At 61.3% G+C, this 17,903-nt stretch carries 17 protein-coding genes; 1 reads left to right on the top strand and 16 read right to left on the bottom strand.

Going from position 1 to position 17,903, the window contains the following annotated elements; genetic code table 11:
• The 4 genes from Q0O05_RS00950 to Q0O05_RS00935 all read right to left on the bottom strand — a co-directional run.
• A partial coding sequence (locus tag Q0O05_RS00950) for a MoxR family ATPase (RefSeq protein ID WP_293659906.1) occupies window positions 1-612 on the bottom strand: 612 nt, incomplete at its 3' end.
• A gap of 113 nt (window positions 613-725) precedes the next feature.
• Window positions 726-1,517 (bottom strand): xanthine dehydrogenase family protein subunit M, encoded by a 792-nt coding sequence (locus Q0O05_RS00945; RefSeq protein WP_293659901.1) that lies wholly within the window; start codon window positions 1,515-1,517, stop codon window positions 726-728.
• An 18-nt stretch (window positions 1,518-1,535) separates the two neighbouring features.
• Window positions 1,536-3,908 (bottom strand): xanthine dehydrogenase family protein molybdopterin-binding subunit, encoded by a 2,373-nt coding sequence (locus tag Q0O05_RS00940; protein ID WP_293659900.1) that lies wholly within the window; start codon window positions 3,906-3,908, stop codon window positions 1,536-1,538.
• 12 nt (window positions 3,909-3,920) lie between these two features.
• Entirely contained in the window at window positions 3,921-4,391 is a 471-nt protein-coding gene (locus Q0O05_RS00935; protein WP_293659899.1) for a (2Fe-2S)-binding protein, read from the bottom strand.
• Between the two features lie 208 nt (window positions 4,392-4,599).
• Here Q0O05_RS00935 and Q0O05_RS00930 point away from each other — a divergent pair, with 208 nt between their 5' ends.
• Window positions 4,600-5,718 (top strand): helix-turn-helix domain-containing protein, encoded by a 1,119-nt coding sequence (locus Q0O05_RS00930; RefSeq protein WP_293659898.1) that lies wholly within the window; start codon window positions 4,600-4,602, stop codon window positions 5,716-5,718.
• Here the strand turns inward: Q0O05_RS00930 and Q0O05_RS00925 are convergent.
• From Q0O05_RS00925 to Q0O05_RS00870, 12 genes are all read right to left on the bottom strand, one after another.
• Window positions 5,715-6,116: a group II truncated hemoglobin gene (locus tag Q0O05_RS00925; protein ID WP_293659897.1), complete on the bottom strand. Its 402-nt coding sequence runs from the start codon at window positions 6,114-6,116 to the stop codon at window positions 5,715-5,717. The two genes, Q0O05_RS00930 and Q0O05_RS00925, sit on opposite strands and share 4 nt — an antisense overlap.
• Window positions 6,117-6,128: 12 nt before the next feature.
• Window positions 6,129-6,629 carry a PilZ domain-containing protein gene (locus tag Q0O05_RS00920; RefSeq protein WP_293659896.1) on the bottom strand — a complete coding sequence of 167 codons (501 nt, stop codon included), beginning with the start codon at window positions 6,627-6,629 and terminating at the stop codon, window positions 6,129-6,131.
• A 23-nt stretch (window positions 6,630-6,652) separates the two neighbouring features.
• Window positions 6,653-9,169 (bottom strand): FtsX-like permease family protein, encoded by a 2,517-nt coding sequence (locus Q0O05_RS00915; RefSeq protein WP_293659895.1) that lies wholly within the window; start codon window positions 9,167-9,169, stop codon window positions 6,653-6,655.
• 91 nt (window positions 9,170-9,260) lie between these two features.
• The gene (glp, locus tag Q0O05_RS00910) at window positions 9,261-10,526 is read right to left on the bottom strand and encodes a gephyrin-like molybdotransferase Glp (protein ID WP_293659894.1); all 1,266 of its coding nucleotides are present in this window, start codon (window positions 10,524-10,526) and stop codon (window positions 9,261-9,263) included.
• 99 nt (window positions 10,527-10,625) lie between these two features.
• On the bottom strand, window positions 10,626-11,474 hold the full coding sequence (locus Q0O05_RS00905) for a formate dehydrogenase accessory sulfurtransferase FdhD (RefSeq protein WP_293659904.1): 849 nt from the start codon (window positions 11,472-11,474) through the stop codon (window positions 10,626-10,628).
• 26 nt (window positions 11,475-11,500) lie between these two features.
• Window positions 11,501-11,857 (bottom strand): hypothetical protein, encoded by a 357-nt coding sequence (locus tag Q0O05_RS00900; protein ID WP_293659893.1) that lies wholly within the window; start codon window positions 11,855-11,857, stop codon window positions 11,501-11,503.
• Window positions 11,858-11,881: 24 nt separating this feature from the next.
• Window positions 11,882-12,982 (bottom strand): formate dehydrogenase subunit gamma, encoded by a 1,101-nt coding sequence (locus Q0O05_RS00895; RefSeq protein WP_293659903.1) that lies wholly within the window; start codon window positions 12,980-12,982, stop codon window positions 11,882-11,884.
• A gap of 47 nt (window positions 12,983-13,029) precedes the next feature.
• The gene (locus Q0O05_RS00890; RefSeq protein ID WP_293659892.1) at window positions 13,030-13,251 is read right to left on the bottom strand and encodes a hypothetical protein; all 222 of its coding nucleotides are present in this window, start codon (window positions 13,249-13,251) and stop codon (window positions 13,030-13,032) included.
• Window positions 13,248-13,880 (bottom strand): formate dehydrogenase FDH3 subunit beta, encoded by a 633-nt coding sequence (fdh3B, locus tag Q0O05_RS00885; RefSeq protein WP_293659891.1) that lies wholly within the window; start codon window positions 13,878-13,880, stop codon window positions 13,248-13,250. The genes Q0O05_RS00890 and fdh3B overlap by 4 nt, the downstream gene beginning before the upstream one ends.
• Window positions 13,881-13,890: 10 nt before the next feature.
• Window positions 13,891-16,854, bottom strand: a complete 2,964-nt coding sequence (locus Q0O05_RS00880; protein ID WP_293659890.1) for a formate dehydrogenase subunit alpha — start codon at window positions 16,852-16,854, stop codon at window positions 13,891-13,893.
• Window positions 16,855-16,865: 11 nt separating this feature from the next.
• Window positions 16,866-17,096, bottom strand: a complete 231-nt coding sequence (locus Q0O05_RS00875) for a formate dehydrogenase (RefSeq protein ID WP_293659889.1) — start codon at window positions 17,094-17,096, stop codon at window positions 16,866-16,868.
• A gap of 188 nt (window positions 17,097-17,284) precedes the next feature.
• The gene (locus Q0O05_RS00870) at window positions 17,285-17,902 is read right to left on the bottom strand and encodes a molecular chaperone TorD family protein (RefSeq protein WP_293659888.1); all 618 of its coding nucleotides are present in this window, start codon (window positions 17,900-17,902) and stop codon (window positions 17,285-17,287) included.
• Between the last annotated feature and the right edge of the window lies 1 nt (window position 17,903).

Below are 17,903 nucleotides of genomic sequence, written 5' to 3'. Positions count from 1 at the left end.
CTCACGCTCGGGGTAGTCCAGCCAGTGGTAGAGGCAGCGGCGCTTGACCGCGTCGTTGAGTTCGCGGGTGCGGTTGCTGGTGAGCAGGGTCACCGGCGGAACCTGGGCACGCACCGTGCCCATTTCGGGAATGCTGATCTGGTATTCGCCCAGGTATTCGAGCAAGAAGGCCTCAAAGGGCTCGTCGGCACGGTCTACCTCATCAATCAACAGCACGGCGCCGGGCGCGGGGGCCTGCAGCGCCTGCAGCAAGGGGCGGCGTATGAGGTAGCGGTCCTGGTACACCTCGCGCTCCACGTCGGCCACGCCGGTGCCGCTCTTGGGGGCCAACTCTGCGGCGCGCATGTGCAGCAGCTGGGCCGCATAGTTCCACTCATACAGGGCCTCGCGCTGCTCCAGCCCGTCGTAGCACTGCAGGCGGATGAGGGCGCGCTTAAGCGCGGTGGCCAGCGCCTTGGCAAGCTCGGTTTTTCCCACGCCGGGCTCGCCTTCGAGCAACAGCGGGCGTTGCAATTTGAGGGCCAGAAACACGGCGGTAGCCAAGCGGCGGTCTGCGTAGTAACCCGCGGCCCGCAGCGCGTCGATCAGCGCGTCGACCGAAGAAAACACCATCATGGAAGCCTTGTTGCTATATTTTTAGGAGCTGCTGGCGCAGTATCCACCAGCGAAAAGGGCAAAAAAAGCCCCGCGTCCAGAGGACTGCGGGGCTTTATTGCGTACCGGCTTTAGCCCAGGAGCTTTGCCACAGCGCGCTGGGTTTGCACGCTGATCAGGTTGGCGCGGTAGGCGGCCGTTGCGTGGATGTCGGCGTTGAGTTCGCTGTCATCGATCTTCACCGACGCGGCGGACTCCACACTGAAGCTCTTGTTCAGAGCGTCTTCCAGGCCCTTGTGGCGAAACACGCAGGTAGCGGCGGCGGTCACTGCGACACGCACGCCGTTGCCGGTTTGCGCCAGATACACGCCCACCAAGGCAAAGCGGGAGGCAGGCTGGTTGAACTTCATGTACACGCTGCGCTGCGGGATGGGGAAGCTGATCGCGGTGATCAGTTCGCCGTCCTGCAGGGCGGTGGTGAACATGCCGACAAAGAAGTCGTCTGCAGCGATGGTGCGCTTGTTGGTGTGGATCGTGGCGCCCAAAGCCAGCACCGCGCTGGGGTAGCAGGCAGCGGGGTCGCTGTTAGCCACCGAGCCGCCCAGAGTGCCCATGGCGCGAACTTGCTTGTCCCCGATGTGGGCGGCCAGTTCAGCCAGGCCGGGGATGGAGGCCTTGACCTCGGCGCTGTTGGCCACGTCGATGTGACGGGTCATGGCACCGATGACGATGGCATTGCCTTCCTTCTTGATGCCAGCCAGCTCGGGGATGCCGCTCAGGTCGGCCACCGCGCCGGGCTGCGACAGGCGCAGCTTCATGGAAGCGAGCATGGTTTGCCCGCCGGCCAGCACCTTGGCTCCGCCCGCAGCCAGCTCAGCGGCTGCCTGCACGGTCGAGGGACGCTCGAGAGTAAATGCGTACATGGTCTTGTTCTCCTGTGCTTATGCCTTGGCGGCTTGAATGGCTTCCCACACGCGGTGCGGGGATGCGGGCATGTCGAAATCGCTCACGCCGACTTCGCGCAGTGCGTCCAGCACCGCGTTGATGACGGCCGGTGGCGAGCCGATTGCGCCCGCTTCTCCGCAGCCCTTGGTGCCCAGAGGGTTGTGGGTGCAAGGGGTGCAGATGTTTTCGATCTTGAATTCGGGGAAGTCATCCGCGCGGGGCATGGTGTAGTCCATGAAGGAGCCGGTCAGCAGCTGGCCGGTTTCCTTGTCGTAGACGCAGTTCTCGAGCAGCGCCTGACCGATACCTTGCACCAGACCGCCGTGAACCTGGCCTTCCACAATCATCGGGTTGATGATGGTGCCGAAGTCGTCGACCGCGGTGAACTTGTCCACACGGGTCTTGCCGGTCATGGGGTCAATTTCCACTTCGCAGATGTAGGTTCCGCTGGGGAAAGTGAAGTTGGTGGGGTCGTAGAACGCGGTTTCGTTCAGGCCGGGCTCCAGCTTGTCGAGCGGATAGTTGTGGGGCACATAGGCGGTAAGCGCCACCTGACCAAAGGTCACCTTCTTATCGGTGCCCTTGACAGTGAACTCACCATTGGCGAACTCCACGTCAGCGTCGCTGGCTTCCATCAGGTGGGCTGCAATTTTCTTGGCCTTGGTCTCGATTTTGTCGAGCGCTTTCATGATGGCCGCACCGCCCACCGAGATGGAGCGTGAGCCGTAAGTGCCCATGCCGAAGGGAACGCGGCCGGTGTCTCCGTGCACCACGTCCACTGAATCCACCGCAATGCCCAGGCGTGCTGCCACAACCTGCGCAAAGGTGGTTTCGTGGCCTTGGCCATGGCTGTGCGAACCGGTAAACACGGTCACGCTGCCGGTGGGGTGCACGCGAACTTCGCCGCACTCAAACAAACCGGCACGTGCTCCCAAAGCGCCAGCGATGTTGCTGGGGGCCAAACCGCAAGCTTCGATGTAGCTCGAGTAGCCGATGCCGCGCAGCATGCCCTTGGACTTGCTGGCCGCCTTGCGGGCTTCGAAGCCGGCGGTGTCGCCCAGCGTTTGCGCCTTGGTCAGGCAGCCGAGGTAGTCGCCGGCGTCGTATGTCAGGGCCACAGGGGTCTGGTAGGGCCAGCTGTTGATGAAGTTGCGCTTGCGGATCTCGTCTTGCGACAAGCCCAGCTCCCAGCCGCAGCGGGTCACCAGACGCTCGACCAGGTAGGTCGCCTCGGGGCGACCGGCGCCACGGTAGGCATCCACGGGTGCAGTGTTGGTGAACCAGGCGTCCACTTCGACATGGATCAGCGGGCAGGTGTACTGGCCGGCGAGCAATGTGGCGTAGAGGATGGTGGGAACCGCGGTGGCAAAGGTGGACAGATAGGCGCCGAGGTTGGCGTCGGTCTGCACCCGCATGGCCAGGAACTTGCCGTCCTTGTCCATGGCCATTTCGGCGTGGCTCACGTGGTCGCGGCCGTGGGCATCGGTCAGGAAGGATTCGCTGCGCTCGCAGGTCCACTTGATGCTGCGGTTGGTTTGCTTGGAGGCCCAGGTCAGTGCGACGTCTTCTGCGTACAGGTAGATTTTGGAGCCGAAGCCGCCACCCACATCGGGCGCAATCACGCGCACTTTGTGCTCGGGCAGGCCCAACACAAAGGCGGTCATGAGCAAGCGCTCTACGTGCGGGTTCTGGTTGGAGACGTGGAGCACGTACTCTTCCGTGGCGCGGTTGTAGGTGCCGATGGCTGCGCGCGGCTCCATGGCGTTGGGCACCAGGCGGTTGTTGGTCAGGTCGAGCTTGGTGATGTGGGCAGCGCTTGCAAACGCTGCGTCCACAGCAGCCTTGTCGCCCAGGCCCCACTTGTAGCAGTGGTTGTTGGGCGCTTGCTCATGCAGCTGGGGGCCGGCGGCTGCATCACGCACGTCCACCACGGCTGGCAGCGGGTCGTAATCAACCTCCACGGCTTCGGCCGCGTTCTTGGCTTCTTCGAGCGAATCCGCAATAACCATGGCTACCTGATCGCCCACGTGGCGGGCCCTGCCCAGCGCCAGCACGGGGTGGGGCGGCTCTTTCATGGGTTGGCCGTTCACGTCGGTGATCAGCCAGCCGCAGGGCAGTCCGCCCATCTTGCCTTCGAGGTCTTTGCCGATAAACACTTCCACCACACCGGGCATGGCCTTGGCGGCAGCAACGTCGATGCTCTTGATGATGGCGTGGGCGTGCGGGCTGCGGACGAACACCGCATAGGCCTGACGGTCCATGGTGATGTCGTCGGTGTATTGACCGGCGCCGGTGAGGAAACGGTAGTCTTCCTTGCGGCGGACGGACTCACCGATATGCGGAAGCTTGGAAAAATCTGATGCACCCATGGCATTGTCTCCTTAAGAATTGGCCATAGCAGCTTGACCCTGCTGCACGGCTTTGACGATGTTTTGGTAACCGGTGCAGCGGCAGATGTTGCCCTCCAACAGTTCGCGGATTTCGCCGGCATCGGCTTTGGGATGGTGGTTGCACAGGTCCACTGCGCTCATCACCATGCCGGTGGTGCAATAACCGCACTGCAGGCCGTGGCACTCTTTGAATGCGGCTTGCATCGGGTGCATGGTGCCGTCGGGTTGGGCCAGACCTTCAATGGTGGTGATCTCCGACCCGTTGGCCTGCGCGGCCAACACGTGGCAGGACTTGATGCTGCGGCCGTCTTTGATGACGGTGCAGGCACCGCACTGGGCCGTGTCGCAACCCACATGGGTGCCGGTGAGGTGGAGGTGTTCGCGCAGCAACTGCACGAGCAATGTGTGGGGAGCAACATCCACCGAAGTGGGCTTGCCGTTGACCTTGAGCTGAACCTGCATGGAATAAGTCTCCGTTGTGATGGATGTAGGGTACCGAAGCAAATTATTGAAGTGGCGCCCCGGATACGACTCAGGAGAAACCCTTGATCACTTGCCACTTCTGCTAGAAATTCTCAAAATGAAACACTTGCTTTGAAACACTCGCGGCATTCCCCTGTGAGCCATCGGCGCATTCCAACCCTCCCTATTGCCTCTTCAGATTCTCCCTATGCGCCCACCGCCCTCCAGCAGCTCTGAACAGCGCCTGAGCCACATCGGAGCGGCGCGGCAAGCCATGCTGGTGGAGGGCCGGGCGCTGAATGCGCCGCTGTCGGCCCCGTGGATACAGGGCAGCTGGCAACGCTGCCTGACCATGGGATTTCGTCCCCAGGAACACCCGAGCTTTGACATGGTGGCCAAAGAGGCACTGCAACGCATTGAAGAGGCCAACCACACCCTGTTGAGCGTGGCAAGGCCCTTGCTCGGGCGGCTGGGGCAGGCGATTGCTGACACGCGGTATTTCGCCATCCTGACCAATGCAGAAGGCATCGTGGTCGATGTGAGCGGCAATATTGACCGCAGCGACCCGCGCGCCGACGTGATTGCGCGGGTGGGGGTCGACCTGTCCGAGCGGCGTGTGGGCACCACCGCCATTGGCGCGGCGCTGACCGAGCTGCGGCCGGTGTGGCTGCACCGCGGGGAACACTTTTTTGACGCCAATTCGGCCTACAGCTGCGCTGGCGCCCCGCTCTTCGGACCGGATGGTGCCTGTGTCGGCATGCTCGACCTGACCGGGGTAGACGCGATGGAGCGGCCCGAGCTGCGGCATCTGGTAGCGCGCACCGCCAGCAAGATCGAGAACGCCCTAGTGATGGCCAAGCCGCATTGCCTGCTGGTACGGCTGAACTGGCCAGGTTACGCCCTGGGCAGCGAGGGGGACGGCATGCTCTGTCTGGACGGCGATGGTTGGGTCACCGCCGCCAACACGACTGCCACGACCATGCTGGCGAACCCTGCTTCCCTGCGGGACATGCCGCTGCATGCAAACGATGTGTTCGGCTTTAGCCACCACCTGCTGTTTGACGCCGCCAAGCGGGCAGAAACACTGCCCGACGTGCCCCTGCGCAGCGGCCTGCATGTGCAGGCGATGCCGGTGTACAGCGCCGATGAGTTGCTGACCTCGAGCGCGCGTAGTAACCGCGCAGGCACTCCGCTGGCTTTGAAGGATATGGAAACCGCGTTGATCCGCAAGGCGGTGGAGCAGAGCCGCGGCAACGTGTCGGTGGCTGCCAAGAGCCTGGGCATCAGCCGCGCCACGGTATACCGCAAGCTGGGCCGGCCGTCTTAAGCGGCGACGTTGCGCATCCAGTCGGCAGTCTGGAAGAATGAAGTGTTCAGCCGCTCGCGCAGTGCAGCATCCACACCGGTGTCGGCCATGGCCTGGTCCATGCAGGCCAGCCACTGATCGCGCTCCAGAATGCCGATTTTGAATGGCATGTGCCGCGCGCGCAGGCGCGGGTGGCCGAAGCGCTCCACAAAATAGTCAGGGCCACCCATCCAGCCACATAGAAACCAGAACAGGTGGTCGCGCGCCTTGTCCAGGTCGCTTCCGTGCACGGCTCGAAGCGCCGCAAATCCGGGCTCCAGGTCCATCAGGTCGTAAAACTTGTCCACCACCGCGCGAAGCCTGGGCTCGCCGCCGATCCAGGCAAAGGGTGTGGCGGAGGATGGCTCGGTGGGCTCCATGGATGCGGTCGTTCAAGTCCGCAGTAGCGCTTCGATTTTGGCGGCCACCTCGTGGCTGTGGGGGCCGAACCGTAGGCCGATTTTGAAGCCCTTGCCGCTGACCAGCGTGCTGTAGACGGTAGCGACTTCGAGGCTGAAAAGGTACCGCTTTCCTTCGTAAAAAATGTCGCATTCCAGCGTCGCCGACTTGCCGCCGGACACCATGTTGTCCATCAACACGCAGGCGCCGCTGGAAGAAATATCAACCATCTTGCCGGCGCTCACCGGCAAACCTCTGATGCCCAGTTTGGCCCGGCCCGAGACGATGCGGCGCTCGGCCGAACGCGCCTCGGCAACGCTGCTGATATTCCCTTCCTCGCGGGGCTCGCCGCGCTGGCGCAAGGTGGAAATGGGCGCGTCAACATCCAGGGTCTGCCCCTCAAGAATCAACTGCTTGCGGAATGCCCTGGCAGCCTCGCTGCCACCGGCGCTTTCCGTCAACAGGCTGTTCAAATCCTCAAAGTCGTTTGACACCTTAACCTCCGTCTACGTTATTGTCAGGCCGACGCCCGGCGCAAGGTTTCGACCACCGGGCGACGCAAAACATCGCGCAGGCCCCACCAACCGGCCGCCAGCGCCAACACGGCACCTGCCAGCGCACCCGCCAGGGGAACCCAGAGCTGCACCGTCCACTCGAATTCAAACACAAAACGCGCCAGCGCCCAACCCACGCCTGCCGCCACCACCGAGGCCAGAAACCCCGCCAGCAAGCCGACTCCGGCCAATTCAGCGCGCTGCACCTGGCGCAACAGGCCGCTGCCTGCACCCACCGCCCGCATGATGGCAAATTCGCGTACCCTGTCTTCGCGGGTGGCAGACACCGCCGCAAACAGCACCACCAGCCCGGCCGCGAGGGTGAAACCAAACAAAAACTCCACGGCGCGTATCACCTGGTCGAGCACGCGTTGCACTTGGCCGATGGTGCTGCTCATGTCCACATTGGTGATGTTGGGGAACTGGCGCACCAGCGCATTGTCAAAACCAGTGGCCTCGGGCGCTTTGAAGGCTGCAAGGTAAGTCCCCGGCACGCCGGGCAGGCTGCTGACCGGGTAAATCGCGAAGAAATTGGCCCGCATGGAGCCCCAATCCACCTTGCGCAGCGAGGTGATGGTGGATTCGGTTTGCACACCGCCAATCTCAAACCGCAAGGTATCGCCCAACTTGAGGTCGAGGGTCTTGGCAATGCCCTCCTCCATGCTGATGGCGCCTGGCTCTTCTTCTTGCCAGCTGCCGGCAGTCACCAGGTTGTTCTCTGGGCGCTTGGACGCAAAAGAGAGGTTGAACTCGCGGTCAACCAGGCGCTTGGCCCGCTCATCGGTGTAGTTTTCGGGAGAAACAGGCTTACCGTTCACCGTGAGAAGGCGTCCGCGCACCATCGGATACCAGTCAAAGCGCGCCACACCTTTATCGGTCAGGGCCGCGCGAAATGATTCACCTTGCTCGGGCATGATGTTGAGGACGATACGGTTGGGCGCATCGGGCGGCGTGGCCTTGCGCCAGCTGCTGATGAGGTCGGTGCGCAGCAGCACCAGCAAGACCAGCGCCAACAGACCCACCGACAAGGCGCTTACCTGCACCACGGTGTAGGCAGGCCGCGCTGAAATTTGCCTGGTGGCCAGCACCAGCCATCGGGGCGCGGTGTTCTCGTTGACGCTGCGGCGCAGCAGCTTGACCGCCGCCCAGCTCAGTGCTGCAAACACCAACACCGCTCCGGCAAAGCCGCCCACCGCAATCAGGCCCAGGGTGAGATCGCTGCTGACTGCCAGCAACAAGGCGGCAAAGCCGGCCACCCCCACCGCCAACACTCCCAGTGACGCCGGCCGCAAATTACCTACGTCGCGTCTGATGACCCGCAGCGCCGGCACCTGCGCCAGCTGCAGCACCGGCGGCAGTCCGAAGGCCATCAGCAGGGTCAGGCCCATGCCCAAGCCCAAAAACGCCGGCCACAGCGAAGCCGCAGGCAAAGCGGAATCAACCAGCCCCGCCAGCAGCGCCACAAACAGGTAATGCACGCCAAAGCCCAGCGCCACCCCCAGCCCACTGGCAAACAATCCCACAAGCGCAAACTCCAGAGCGTAAGCCCCTGCAATCGAACGCTGCGACAGGCCCAGCACCCGCAGCATCGCGCAGTCGTCCAGATGATTGGCCGCAAACGCACGCGCTGCCAGCGCCACCGCAACCGCACTCAGCAAGGCGGCCAGCAAGGCCACCAGACTCAGGAACTTGTTGGCACGGTCCAGTGTCTGGCTCATCTCGGGGCGGCCGCTCTGCAAGGATTCCACCCGCAACCCGCGCAAGCCGGCCTTGGTCTTCGCCTCGGCCCACTGCACGTAGCCCTGGTACGCCGCATCCGGACCCGCTACCGCCAAACGGTAATTGATGCGGCTGGCCGGCTGAATCAGCCCGGTGGCTGCGACATCCGACTGGTGGATCATGACCCGTGGTGCGAAATTCATGAAGCCGCCACCACGGTCAGGCTCGACCAGCAAAATCGCGCTCACAACAAAGGTCCGGTTGCCTAGAAGCAGCGAGTCGCCCAAAGCGATGCCGAGCGCCTCCAGTAGCGGTGCGTCTACCCAGGCCTGCCCTGGCTCCGGCACCGCACGGGTGCGGACGCCGGGCGCATCTGCCGCGCTGCGGATGGTCAGATTTCCCCTCAGAGGGTAGCCGGCCTCGACAGCCTTCAGGGCGACCAACTTGGTCTGACCACCCTGCGCGTCAGTGGCGCGCGCCATGGTCGGAAAACCCAGGGTACGCGCCACCTGCAGGCCGCGCGCGCGCGCTTCGGCAACAAACTCGGCAGGCGCCGGATTGTCGCTGCTGATGACCGCATCACCACCCAGGAGTTGGCGCGCATCGCGCTGCAGGCCGCCCTGCAGCCGGTCCGCAAAAAAACCGACCGCGGTCAGGGCTGCCACTGCCAGAGTGACCGCCACGATCAGCAAACGCAGTTCGCCGGAGCGCAGGTCGCGCCACAAAGTACGCCAACCTAGGCGCAAGAAAGAATGACTCATGGCCGAACCTTAGCAGCTTGGAATAACCCCCAGACGGCATGACCGGAATGGGGAGAGGGACTTCATCGGCCCCTCCGCTTTCACCGCCGTATCAGAGCGCCCCGTCGAACATCATCACGCTCACCATATCCCCCACTTCCACGTCGCCCTGGTCATGGCTCAACACGATGAGACCGTTGGCCTGCACCATGGAGCTGAGCACGCCCGAGCCCTGGTTGCCGGTGGTGCGAACCTGAAGTCGCCCTTGGGGGCCGATGCTCACGACGCCCCGCTGGTATTCGGTGCGGCCTGCCTTTTTGCGCATGGGCTCCTCGCTGTGGGCCTGTAACAAGGGCAGCGCTTTGGGGGTGGCGCCCATCATCTGCAGCAGTGCGGGGCGCACCAGCGACAAAAAGGTCACCATCACAGCCACCGGGTTGCCCGGCAGGCCGAACAGCACCGTGGTGCCGATGCGACCCAGGGCAAACGGCCTCCCCGGGCGCATAGCGATGCGCCAAAACGCCACATCACCCAACTTAGCCATCATGCCCTTGGTGAAATCAGCCTCTCCCACGCTCACGCCGCCGCTGCTGATGATCACGTCCGCCTGCGCCGCTGCAGCGCGGAAGGCCGCCTCCAGCGCCACCGGCTCGTCGCGTACCACGCCCATCTCCAACACCTCGCAGCCCAGGCGGTCGAGCAGGCTGGTGACGGTGTAGCGGTTGCTGTCAAAGACGGCACCCTCGCGCAACAACTCGCCGGGGGATTGCACTTCATCTCCGGTCGACAAATACGCCACCTTGAGGCGGCGCATCACCGGCAGCATTTTCAGACCCAAACTAGCCGCCATGCCAATAGCAGCGGGCGCAAGCAGCTCTCCTTTTGATAGCGCAATTGCGCCCGACTGCAGGTCTTCGCCGCGCAGCCGGCGGTTGTCTCCGGAACGCAGGCGGTCTGCGGGAATGTGCACCGTGTCGCCGTCGAGTCGCACCATCTCATGCGGCACGACCGTGTCCAAGCCTGCCGGCAATATGGCGCCAGTCATCACCCGCAAGCACTCGCCCGCACCGACGCTCCCGGACCAGGCCTTGCCGGCCAATGCAGTCCCGACCACGTGCAGACACAAGGTGGTTTGCCCCGACAGGGCGGCGCCATGGAATGCGTATCCATCCATGGCGGAGTTGTCGTTGGCGGGCACTGCCATGCCGGAGATCACGTCTTGCGCCAACACCCGCCCCGCGCACTGCCTCAGGGGCAGCGTCTCGGTGCCTTGCACCGGAGCCACGAGTTCGGAAATGAACGCATTGGCATCGGCCATGCGCAGGGCCTGTGGGTCGTAGCCCTGCAAGGACCGGGCAATGTCGTCCAGCGTTTTCATGAGGCGTCGAACTGCTGAAGCTCGTCCGGGTTGTTGGGATTGGAGAAAGCTTACTACGCCCGCTGGGCAGGGTCTGGACGGGAATCCCCGCCAAGCCGCCTAAACGTCAGCTTCTACCGGCGCTGGTTCGAGCAGCAGGCGGTGCGCGCCGCTGAAGCACAAGAAGCGTGTGTTCAGCGCGCGACCTATGGCACAGAGGCCGAGGTCGCTGGCCATGGCGTGGCCCATTTGCGTCATGCCGCTGCGCGAGATCAACACCGCGACCCCCATCTGCGCAGCTTTCATGACCATTTCGCTGGTGAGGCGCCCGGTGGTGTAAAACACCAGGCCATTGGCATCCAGTGGCGCCTCTCCCAAGGCCTGCAGGGCCTTCCAGCCCGCAATGGTGTCAATAGCGTTATGGCGGCCCACGTCTTCTACGAACAAGAGCCGCTCGTGGCCTCGGAAGAGTGCACAGCCATGCACCGAACCGGCGGACTTGTAGGTACTGTCTTGCAAGCGGATGGTGTTGACGATGGACAGGACCTGAGCCTGCGTCACCACGGTCGGAGGCAGCGCAATTTCCTCGATATGGGCCATGACCTCGCCAAACAAACTGCCCTGCCCGCAGCCGGTAGTAACTACGCGCTTGGCAGTTTTGGCTTCCACATCGGCAATACCCTGACGGGTTTTAACGGCGGCAGCGCCCACTTCCCAATCCACCGTGATGGACTCTACGTCTTGCGCACCCGCAATCAATCGCTGGTTCATCAGGTAACCCAAGACCAGCCACTCGGGCCTTTCGCCAAGGGTCATCAAGGTAACTAACTCACGCTTGTCTACGTAAACGGTGAGCGGACGCTCGGCCGGAATGTCCAGCACCTGCTGCTCACCGTGCTGGTTCAACACCTCAATGCGGTGCGTCAGTGGCGCACGCGCCTCAGTGAGCCGGGGCGGTTCAGCGTGCATCCAGTGCGGTGAATTCAACGTGGGGCTTACTTTTTAGCAGGAGCCACTGCCACTGCGGGCGCAGGTGCGGGAGCCGCAGGTGCAGGTGCAGCTGCAGCGACGGCAGGCGCTGCTTCCGGGGGCGTGTACACAAACTTGCCAGGATCAGCACAGGGCGGGGTAGTCACCGGCTTGCCCGCTTGAGCCTTGTTGGTCTTTTGCACATGGGCCGCGACCTTGTCCTGCGACTTGCACAGCAAGTAGGCATCTACCTTGCCTGTGTGGGCAGTTTTCGCTTTGGCTTCTTCGGCTTTGGCTTTGGCCTCATCGTTGAGCGGCGGCAGCTTGGCAAATACAGCAGCGCTAGCGGCAGTCAATACCAATGCAATCAGAGCTTTATTCATAGTCATTCTCCAGTGACAGCCCGCTCAAGCGCGCGCTGGGTTGCCCGAGCTTTCGGTGCGGTGGGCGGGAATCTTTCCGGCCTTGATGTCGTCGTGCCAGAGTTCGTGGTGCTCTTTGGCCCAAGTTTCATCAACATAGCCTGTACGCATGGCTTTGTAGGCGCCTTCCATACCGACTGTTCCCATGTAGATGTGACCGATGAACATGGCCATCATCAACAAGGTCGCCACGCCGTGAATCATGTGCGCAATCTGCATGGTGCCGCGTTCGTAGATAAGGAAGGGCACGATTTTGTCGAGCACAAACCCTGAAGCCACCACCACCAAACCGAGGCCAAACACGCCACCCCAGAAAACCACTTTTTCACCAGCATTGAAGCGATGAGAAGGAACTTCGGAACCACCAAACAATCCACCGGCTTTGATGATCCAAGTCCAATCTTCTTTGCTGGGCCAGTTGTCTTTGAGGAAAGTGAAAAACACTACCGCCAAGGACACTGCAAACAGCGGGCCCACGAAGTTGTGAACGTTTTTCAGCAAATAAGTCAGCCATCCAAACAGCGTGCCGCCAAGAATCGGCTGCATGAAATAGGTGCCGAACGCCATCACCGTGCCAGAGATGGCCAGAGTCACAAACGCGATGGCGTTGGTCCAGTGAGCCGACCGCTCAAACGGTGTGAATCGCTCAATCACGACGCCGGAGGGCTTTCCATGCAACATGATCATGCCCTTGCGCCAGTAGAAAATGCCCACAGCTCCTAAAGCGATCAACAGCAAGGCACCGCCGTAAGGAATGATCCAGTTGTTGCGCACTTGTCGCCAGGCTTCTCCCGCTGTCGTCAGGCGTGAACCGGGGTACTGCACAAAGGGTTGAATCAGCACTCCAGCCTCAGGCGCCTCCGACTTTGGCAGGCTGTTATAGCCCTCGGCGCCCGCGCCCACAGCACGCCACACGGGCGCGTTGTTGCCTGGCTGAACTTTGCCGCGTTCGGCGTTGGTTTGCGCGGCGTAGCCGGGAGCATCGCTCGCGTCAGGCTTGACGTCTTGGATGTTGACGCTCTGCACGGCCGGAGCCGCCGCAGGCGCTTTGTCTTGCGCTACAGCCGACAGTGCGAAGACCGTCATCGCTGCACACAACACCGATTGAAAAGAGCGGTACATGGTGTGCCCCTTTATTTCGGTGCACGACTGTGGTCGTCTTGGCCGTATTGGCCACGTGCACGCAGGTGTTGTTCCCAGCTTGTTTTGTTGCCGGCAGTCCAACCTGCCTCGACAAAGCTGTTGGTGGCACCGCTGTAAGCGGTGGCGTCGTTTTTGGTGCCGAGGCCTTGTGCTCTTTCACCACAAGCAGTCAGGGCGACCACGCTCAGTACGATGAGTGAAAAACGTTTCATGACTTCTTCGCTCCTTCGACATTGGCAGGTGCTTGACCGGCTTGCTTGGAACCATAAGCTGTTCCCCAGCCCCACACCTCAGCACCCTTGCTGCGCTTGAGCACGCGGTGGCGGAAGATGTCGGCCACCATGTCGCCATCGCCAGCGAGCAGAGCCTTGGTTGAGCACATTTCGGCGCAAGCCGGCAACTTACCTTCGGCCAAACGGTTGCGGCCGTATTTTTCAAACTCGGCCTGGGTGCCGTTGGCTTCGGGACCGCCGGCGCAGAAGGTGCACTTGTCCATTTTGCCGCGCACACCGAAGGTGCCTTGGCTCGGGAACTGAGGCGCACCGAATGGGCAAGCATAAGAGCAGTAGCCGCAGCCAATGCAAATGTCCTTGTCGTGCAAAACCACGCCCTCGTCGGTCTTGTAGAAGCAGTTCACCGGGCAAACGGCCATGCAAGGCGCGTCAGAACAATGCATACACGCGACAGAGATGGATCTCTCGCCGGGAACGCCATCATTCAGGGTGACCACACGGCGGCGGTTCACACCCCATGGGACTTCATGTTCATTTTTACAAGCGGTAACGCAACCGTTGCACTCGATACAGCGCTCTGAGTCGCAAATAAATTTCATGCGTGCCATTTAATTCTCCTTAGGCGCGTTCGATGTCGCAAACTGTGGTTTTGGACTCTTGCATCATGGTGACGCTGTCGTATCCGTACGTAGTAGCGGTGTTGACTGCTTCACCACGCACCACGGGGGCTGCACCCTTGGGGTAGTACTTCAGCATATCTTCACCCTGCCAGCGTCCTGAGAAGTGGAAAGGCATCCAGACGGTCTCTGAATCCACACGCTCGGTCACCAGGGCCTGAACATTCAAACGCGCACCTGTAGGGCTCTTCAGCCATACGCGCTCGCCGTTGCGAATGCCACGGCTGGCAGCGGTCTTGGGGTTGATTTCAACATAGGCTTCTTGTTGCAACTCGGCCAGCCAAGGGTTGGAACGGGTTTCTTCGCCGCCACCTTCGTACTCGACCAAACGGCCGGAGGTAAGGATGAGCGGGAACTTCTCGTGCACCTTGTCGGCAAGGTTCTTGTCCTGGATAGTTTTGAACAAGGTAGGAAGACGCCAGAACGCTTTTCTGTCGGCGTGCGAAGGATACTTCTCCATCAAGTCAGGGCGGGTGCCATACAAAGGCTCACGGTGCTGCGGAATCGGATCCGGAAAGTTCCACACCACGGCGCGCGCTTTCGCGTTACCAAAGGGATGGCAGCCATGGTTTTGCATGAACACTCGAATCATGCCGCCCGAGTTGTCGGTCTTCCAGTTTTTGCCTTCGGCCAATGGTTTTTCGGCATCAGTGAGCTCATCCCACCAGCCAAGTTTCTTGAGCAAAACGTGGTCGAGCTCAGGATAACCCGTGGTGATGTCGGCGCCCTTGGAGTGCGAACCATCTTCTGCCAACAGACTCTTTCCGTCTCGTTCGACGCCGAAGTTGGCTCGGAAGTTACCGCCGCCTTCCATGACATGCTTGGAGGTGTCGTACAGGTTGGGGGAGCCTGGGTGCTTGAGTTCGGGCGTGCCATAGCAAGGCCAAGGAAGGCCGAAGTAGTCGCCACCAAAGTCGTAACCGGTTTCTTTGTCTTTGCCGCCCTTGGACTTCAGAGTCTTCACATCGAACAAGTGCATGTTCTTCATGTGAGCCTTCAAGCGCTCTGGGCTTTGGCCGGTGTAACCGATGGTCCAGACCGATTTATTGATTTCGCGCAGGATGTCTTCGACCATGGGTTCATCCATGCCTTTGACTTTGTGCAGCTTGTAGTTCTTCACAAGCTCAGGACCGAAGCCCAGCTTTTGCGCCAACTGATACATGATCATGTGGTCAGAACGGCTTTCCCACAATGGCTCGATAACCTTTTCGCGCCACTGCAGCGAACGGTTCGATGCAGTGCAGGAGCCACTGGTTTCAAACTGCGTGGCAGCAGGCAGCAAGTAGACCGCGCGGTTAGGGTTTAGGTCTTCGGCTTTGCCTGGCATCGCAGCCATAGCGGCTGTAGCCGATGGATAAGGATCGACCACCACCAGCAAATCGAGCTTATCCATGGCACGCTTCATCTCCAAACCACGGGTTTGAGAGTTCGGTGCATGACCCCAATAGAACACGGCCTTGAGGTTACTGTCTTGGTCGATGAGTTCGTTGTTCTCCATCACGCCGTCAATCCAGCGTGACAGGGTAATTCCCGGCTTGCTCATCATGGCTGGCGACGCAAAGCGGCCTTTGATCCAATCGAACTCTACGCCCCATGCTTTGGCGAAGTGCTTCCAAGAGCCTTCCACCAAGCCGTAATAGCCAGGCAGCGAATCGGGGTTAGGGCCGACGTCGGTCGCGCCTTGCACGTTGTCGTGTCCGCGGAAGATGTTGGTGCCGCCGCCGGTCTTGCCGACGTTACCCAGGGCCAACTGCAGAAGACAAGAGGCACGCACGATGGCGTTACCCGTGGTGTGCTGGGTTTGGCCCATGCACCAAACAATGGTGCCGGGGTTGTTTTCATGCAGCATCTTGGCGACGAGCGTGACTTGTTCAGGCGACACACCGCAGACCTCCTCGACCTTGTCGAGCGTCCACTTGGCCATGACTTCTTCTTTGACCTTGTCCATGCCGAACACGCGGTCGTTGATGTACTTTTTGTCTTCCCAGCCATTTTTGAAGATGACATGCATCAGGCCGAACAAGAAAGCGATGTCAGAGCCGGAACGGATACGAACGTACTCGTCAGCCCTGGCGGCTGTGCGGGTGAAGCGCGGGTCGACCACGATCATCTTGCAGCCGTTTTCTTTGGCGTTGAGCATGTGCAGCATCGACACGGGGTGGGCTTCCGCGGCGTTGGAGCCGATGTACATGGCGACCTTGCTGTTTTGCATGTCGTTGTACGAGTTGGTCATCGCACCGTATCCCCAGGTGTTGGCTACACCGGCCACCGTGGTGGAGTGGCAAATACGGGCCTGGTGGTCGCAGTTGTTGCTACCGAAATAGCTCACGAACTTGCGGAGCAAGTAGGCTTGTTCGTTGTTGCTCTTCGAGGAGCCAATCCAATACACGCTGTCCGGGCCCGATGTCTTGCGCAACTCAATCAGCCTGGCGCTGATTTCGTCCAAGGCCGTGTCCCAGCTGATGCGCTCATATTTTCCGTTGACCAGCTTCATGGGGTAACGCAGGCGGAACTCGCCATGACCGTGCTCGCGCAGAGCGGCACCCTTGGCGCAATGCGCGCCGAGGTTGATGGGGGAGTCAAACACGGCTTCTTGGCGCACCCACACGCCGTTTTCAACCACAGCGTCCACAGCGCAACCTACGGAGCAGTGGGTACACACGGTGCGCTTGACCTCAATTTTTCCGGTGCCACCGGCAGAGGCTGCGCCAGCAGCATTGGCCTTCTTGACCAAGCTCAGTTGCGTGGCGGCCAAGCCGACGCCAATGCCCAAACCGGACCGGCGCAAAAATCCCCGGCGATCAATGGTGGGCAATGCATGCGACAGGCCGCGTTGCAAGCGGCCGACAAATGCGGAGCTGCCGTTAGCGTGGGCAGCAGTGTCAGTTTTACGTGTCAACAGCATGGTGTGCTCCTTCAGACGCGGGCGGTCTCGTAGTAACGCTTGACGTGCTCGCTCAAGCTGTAGCCGCCACCGTTTTCAGGCGCGGGGGGAAGTAGGTTTGCTTCAGCGGCTGGGACGCTGAGGCCGGGCAATGCCGTGACGGCTGCGGCAGCAGCGCCTGCGGCGGCAGCGCCCATGAAAAAGCCCCGGCGCGACGGTGTAGCGTCGCTGTTGGCTTGGTCTTTGACTTGTGCTTTTTGCATATGTGGGTCCTCAGGATGCCGTGGATATGCACGACTTTGCATAATGTACTCACCTAAAAGGCAGGCCTCCTCAGTAGAACTACTGATTGCGCAAAGATTCGTACAAAAAGGTACTTTTAAAACCAATCTCTTGACGCCTATGCGACAGGCAAATGCGCCAAGAAAAGAAGCGTGTTGCGAAACGGGCCCTAAGCCAGCATGTCAAAGCCTTGCGCTTCGACGTTGACAAACGCGCGGGTCAGCTCGGCCAAGGCGGCATAAAAGCGCGCACGCGGCGTGGCTTGCACCGCGTCGCAAAACGCGGGTAGCCAGGTTTGCACGTGCGCGGCAAAGAACTTGGCCTGTTGCGTAAGGTTGGACACGGCTACGTCCTCACCTGCCACCAAAAAGCGCATCACCTCGAAGACATAAGACACATGGTCCTCGGTCTCAGACATGGTGGTCTCGTCACGGCCCAAACCCAACGCAGCCAGGTCGGTACGCATCTGGGCCAAAGGCTTTTCGTTCAAGAAGCCGGTCAAGAAGTGCGAGGCAAACGCATACACCTCGGGCTTGCCCACACCGCCAAACAGGGCGTCGTGCTCGTTTTGAATGCTGCGGTCGTCCATCTCGCGGGCAACGCCCACCAGCTGGCGCCAAGGCTCTTCCAAGAAGCCACCTGCGGCGGGCGCTTCGGTGGCGGCCACGCGCAATTGCTCAAGCAGCTCGGGGCGCGCGGGCGCGTAGAACAACTCGGAAATTAAACCGTACAACTCGGCGCGTGCGGTTTCTTCGTCGAGGGCGGAGGACAAATGGGGTTGGGTCATA

Source organism: Rhodoferax sp. OV413 (assembly GCF_945881795.1).
Classification (GTDB): domain Bacteria; phylum Pseudomonadota; class Gammaproteobacteria; order Burkholderiales; family Burkholderiaceae_C; genus Allorhodoferax.
Note: the sequence above shows the minus strand (reverse complement) of the source record. Positions and strands in the feature narration are given on the sequence as shown.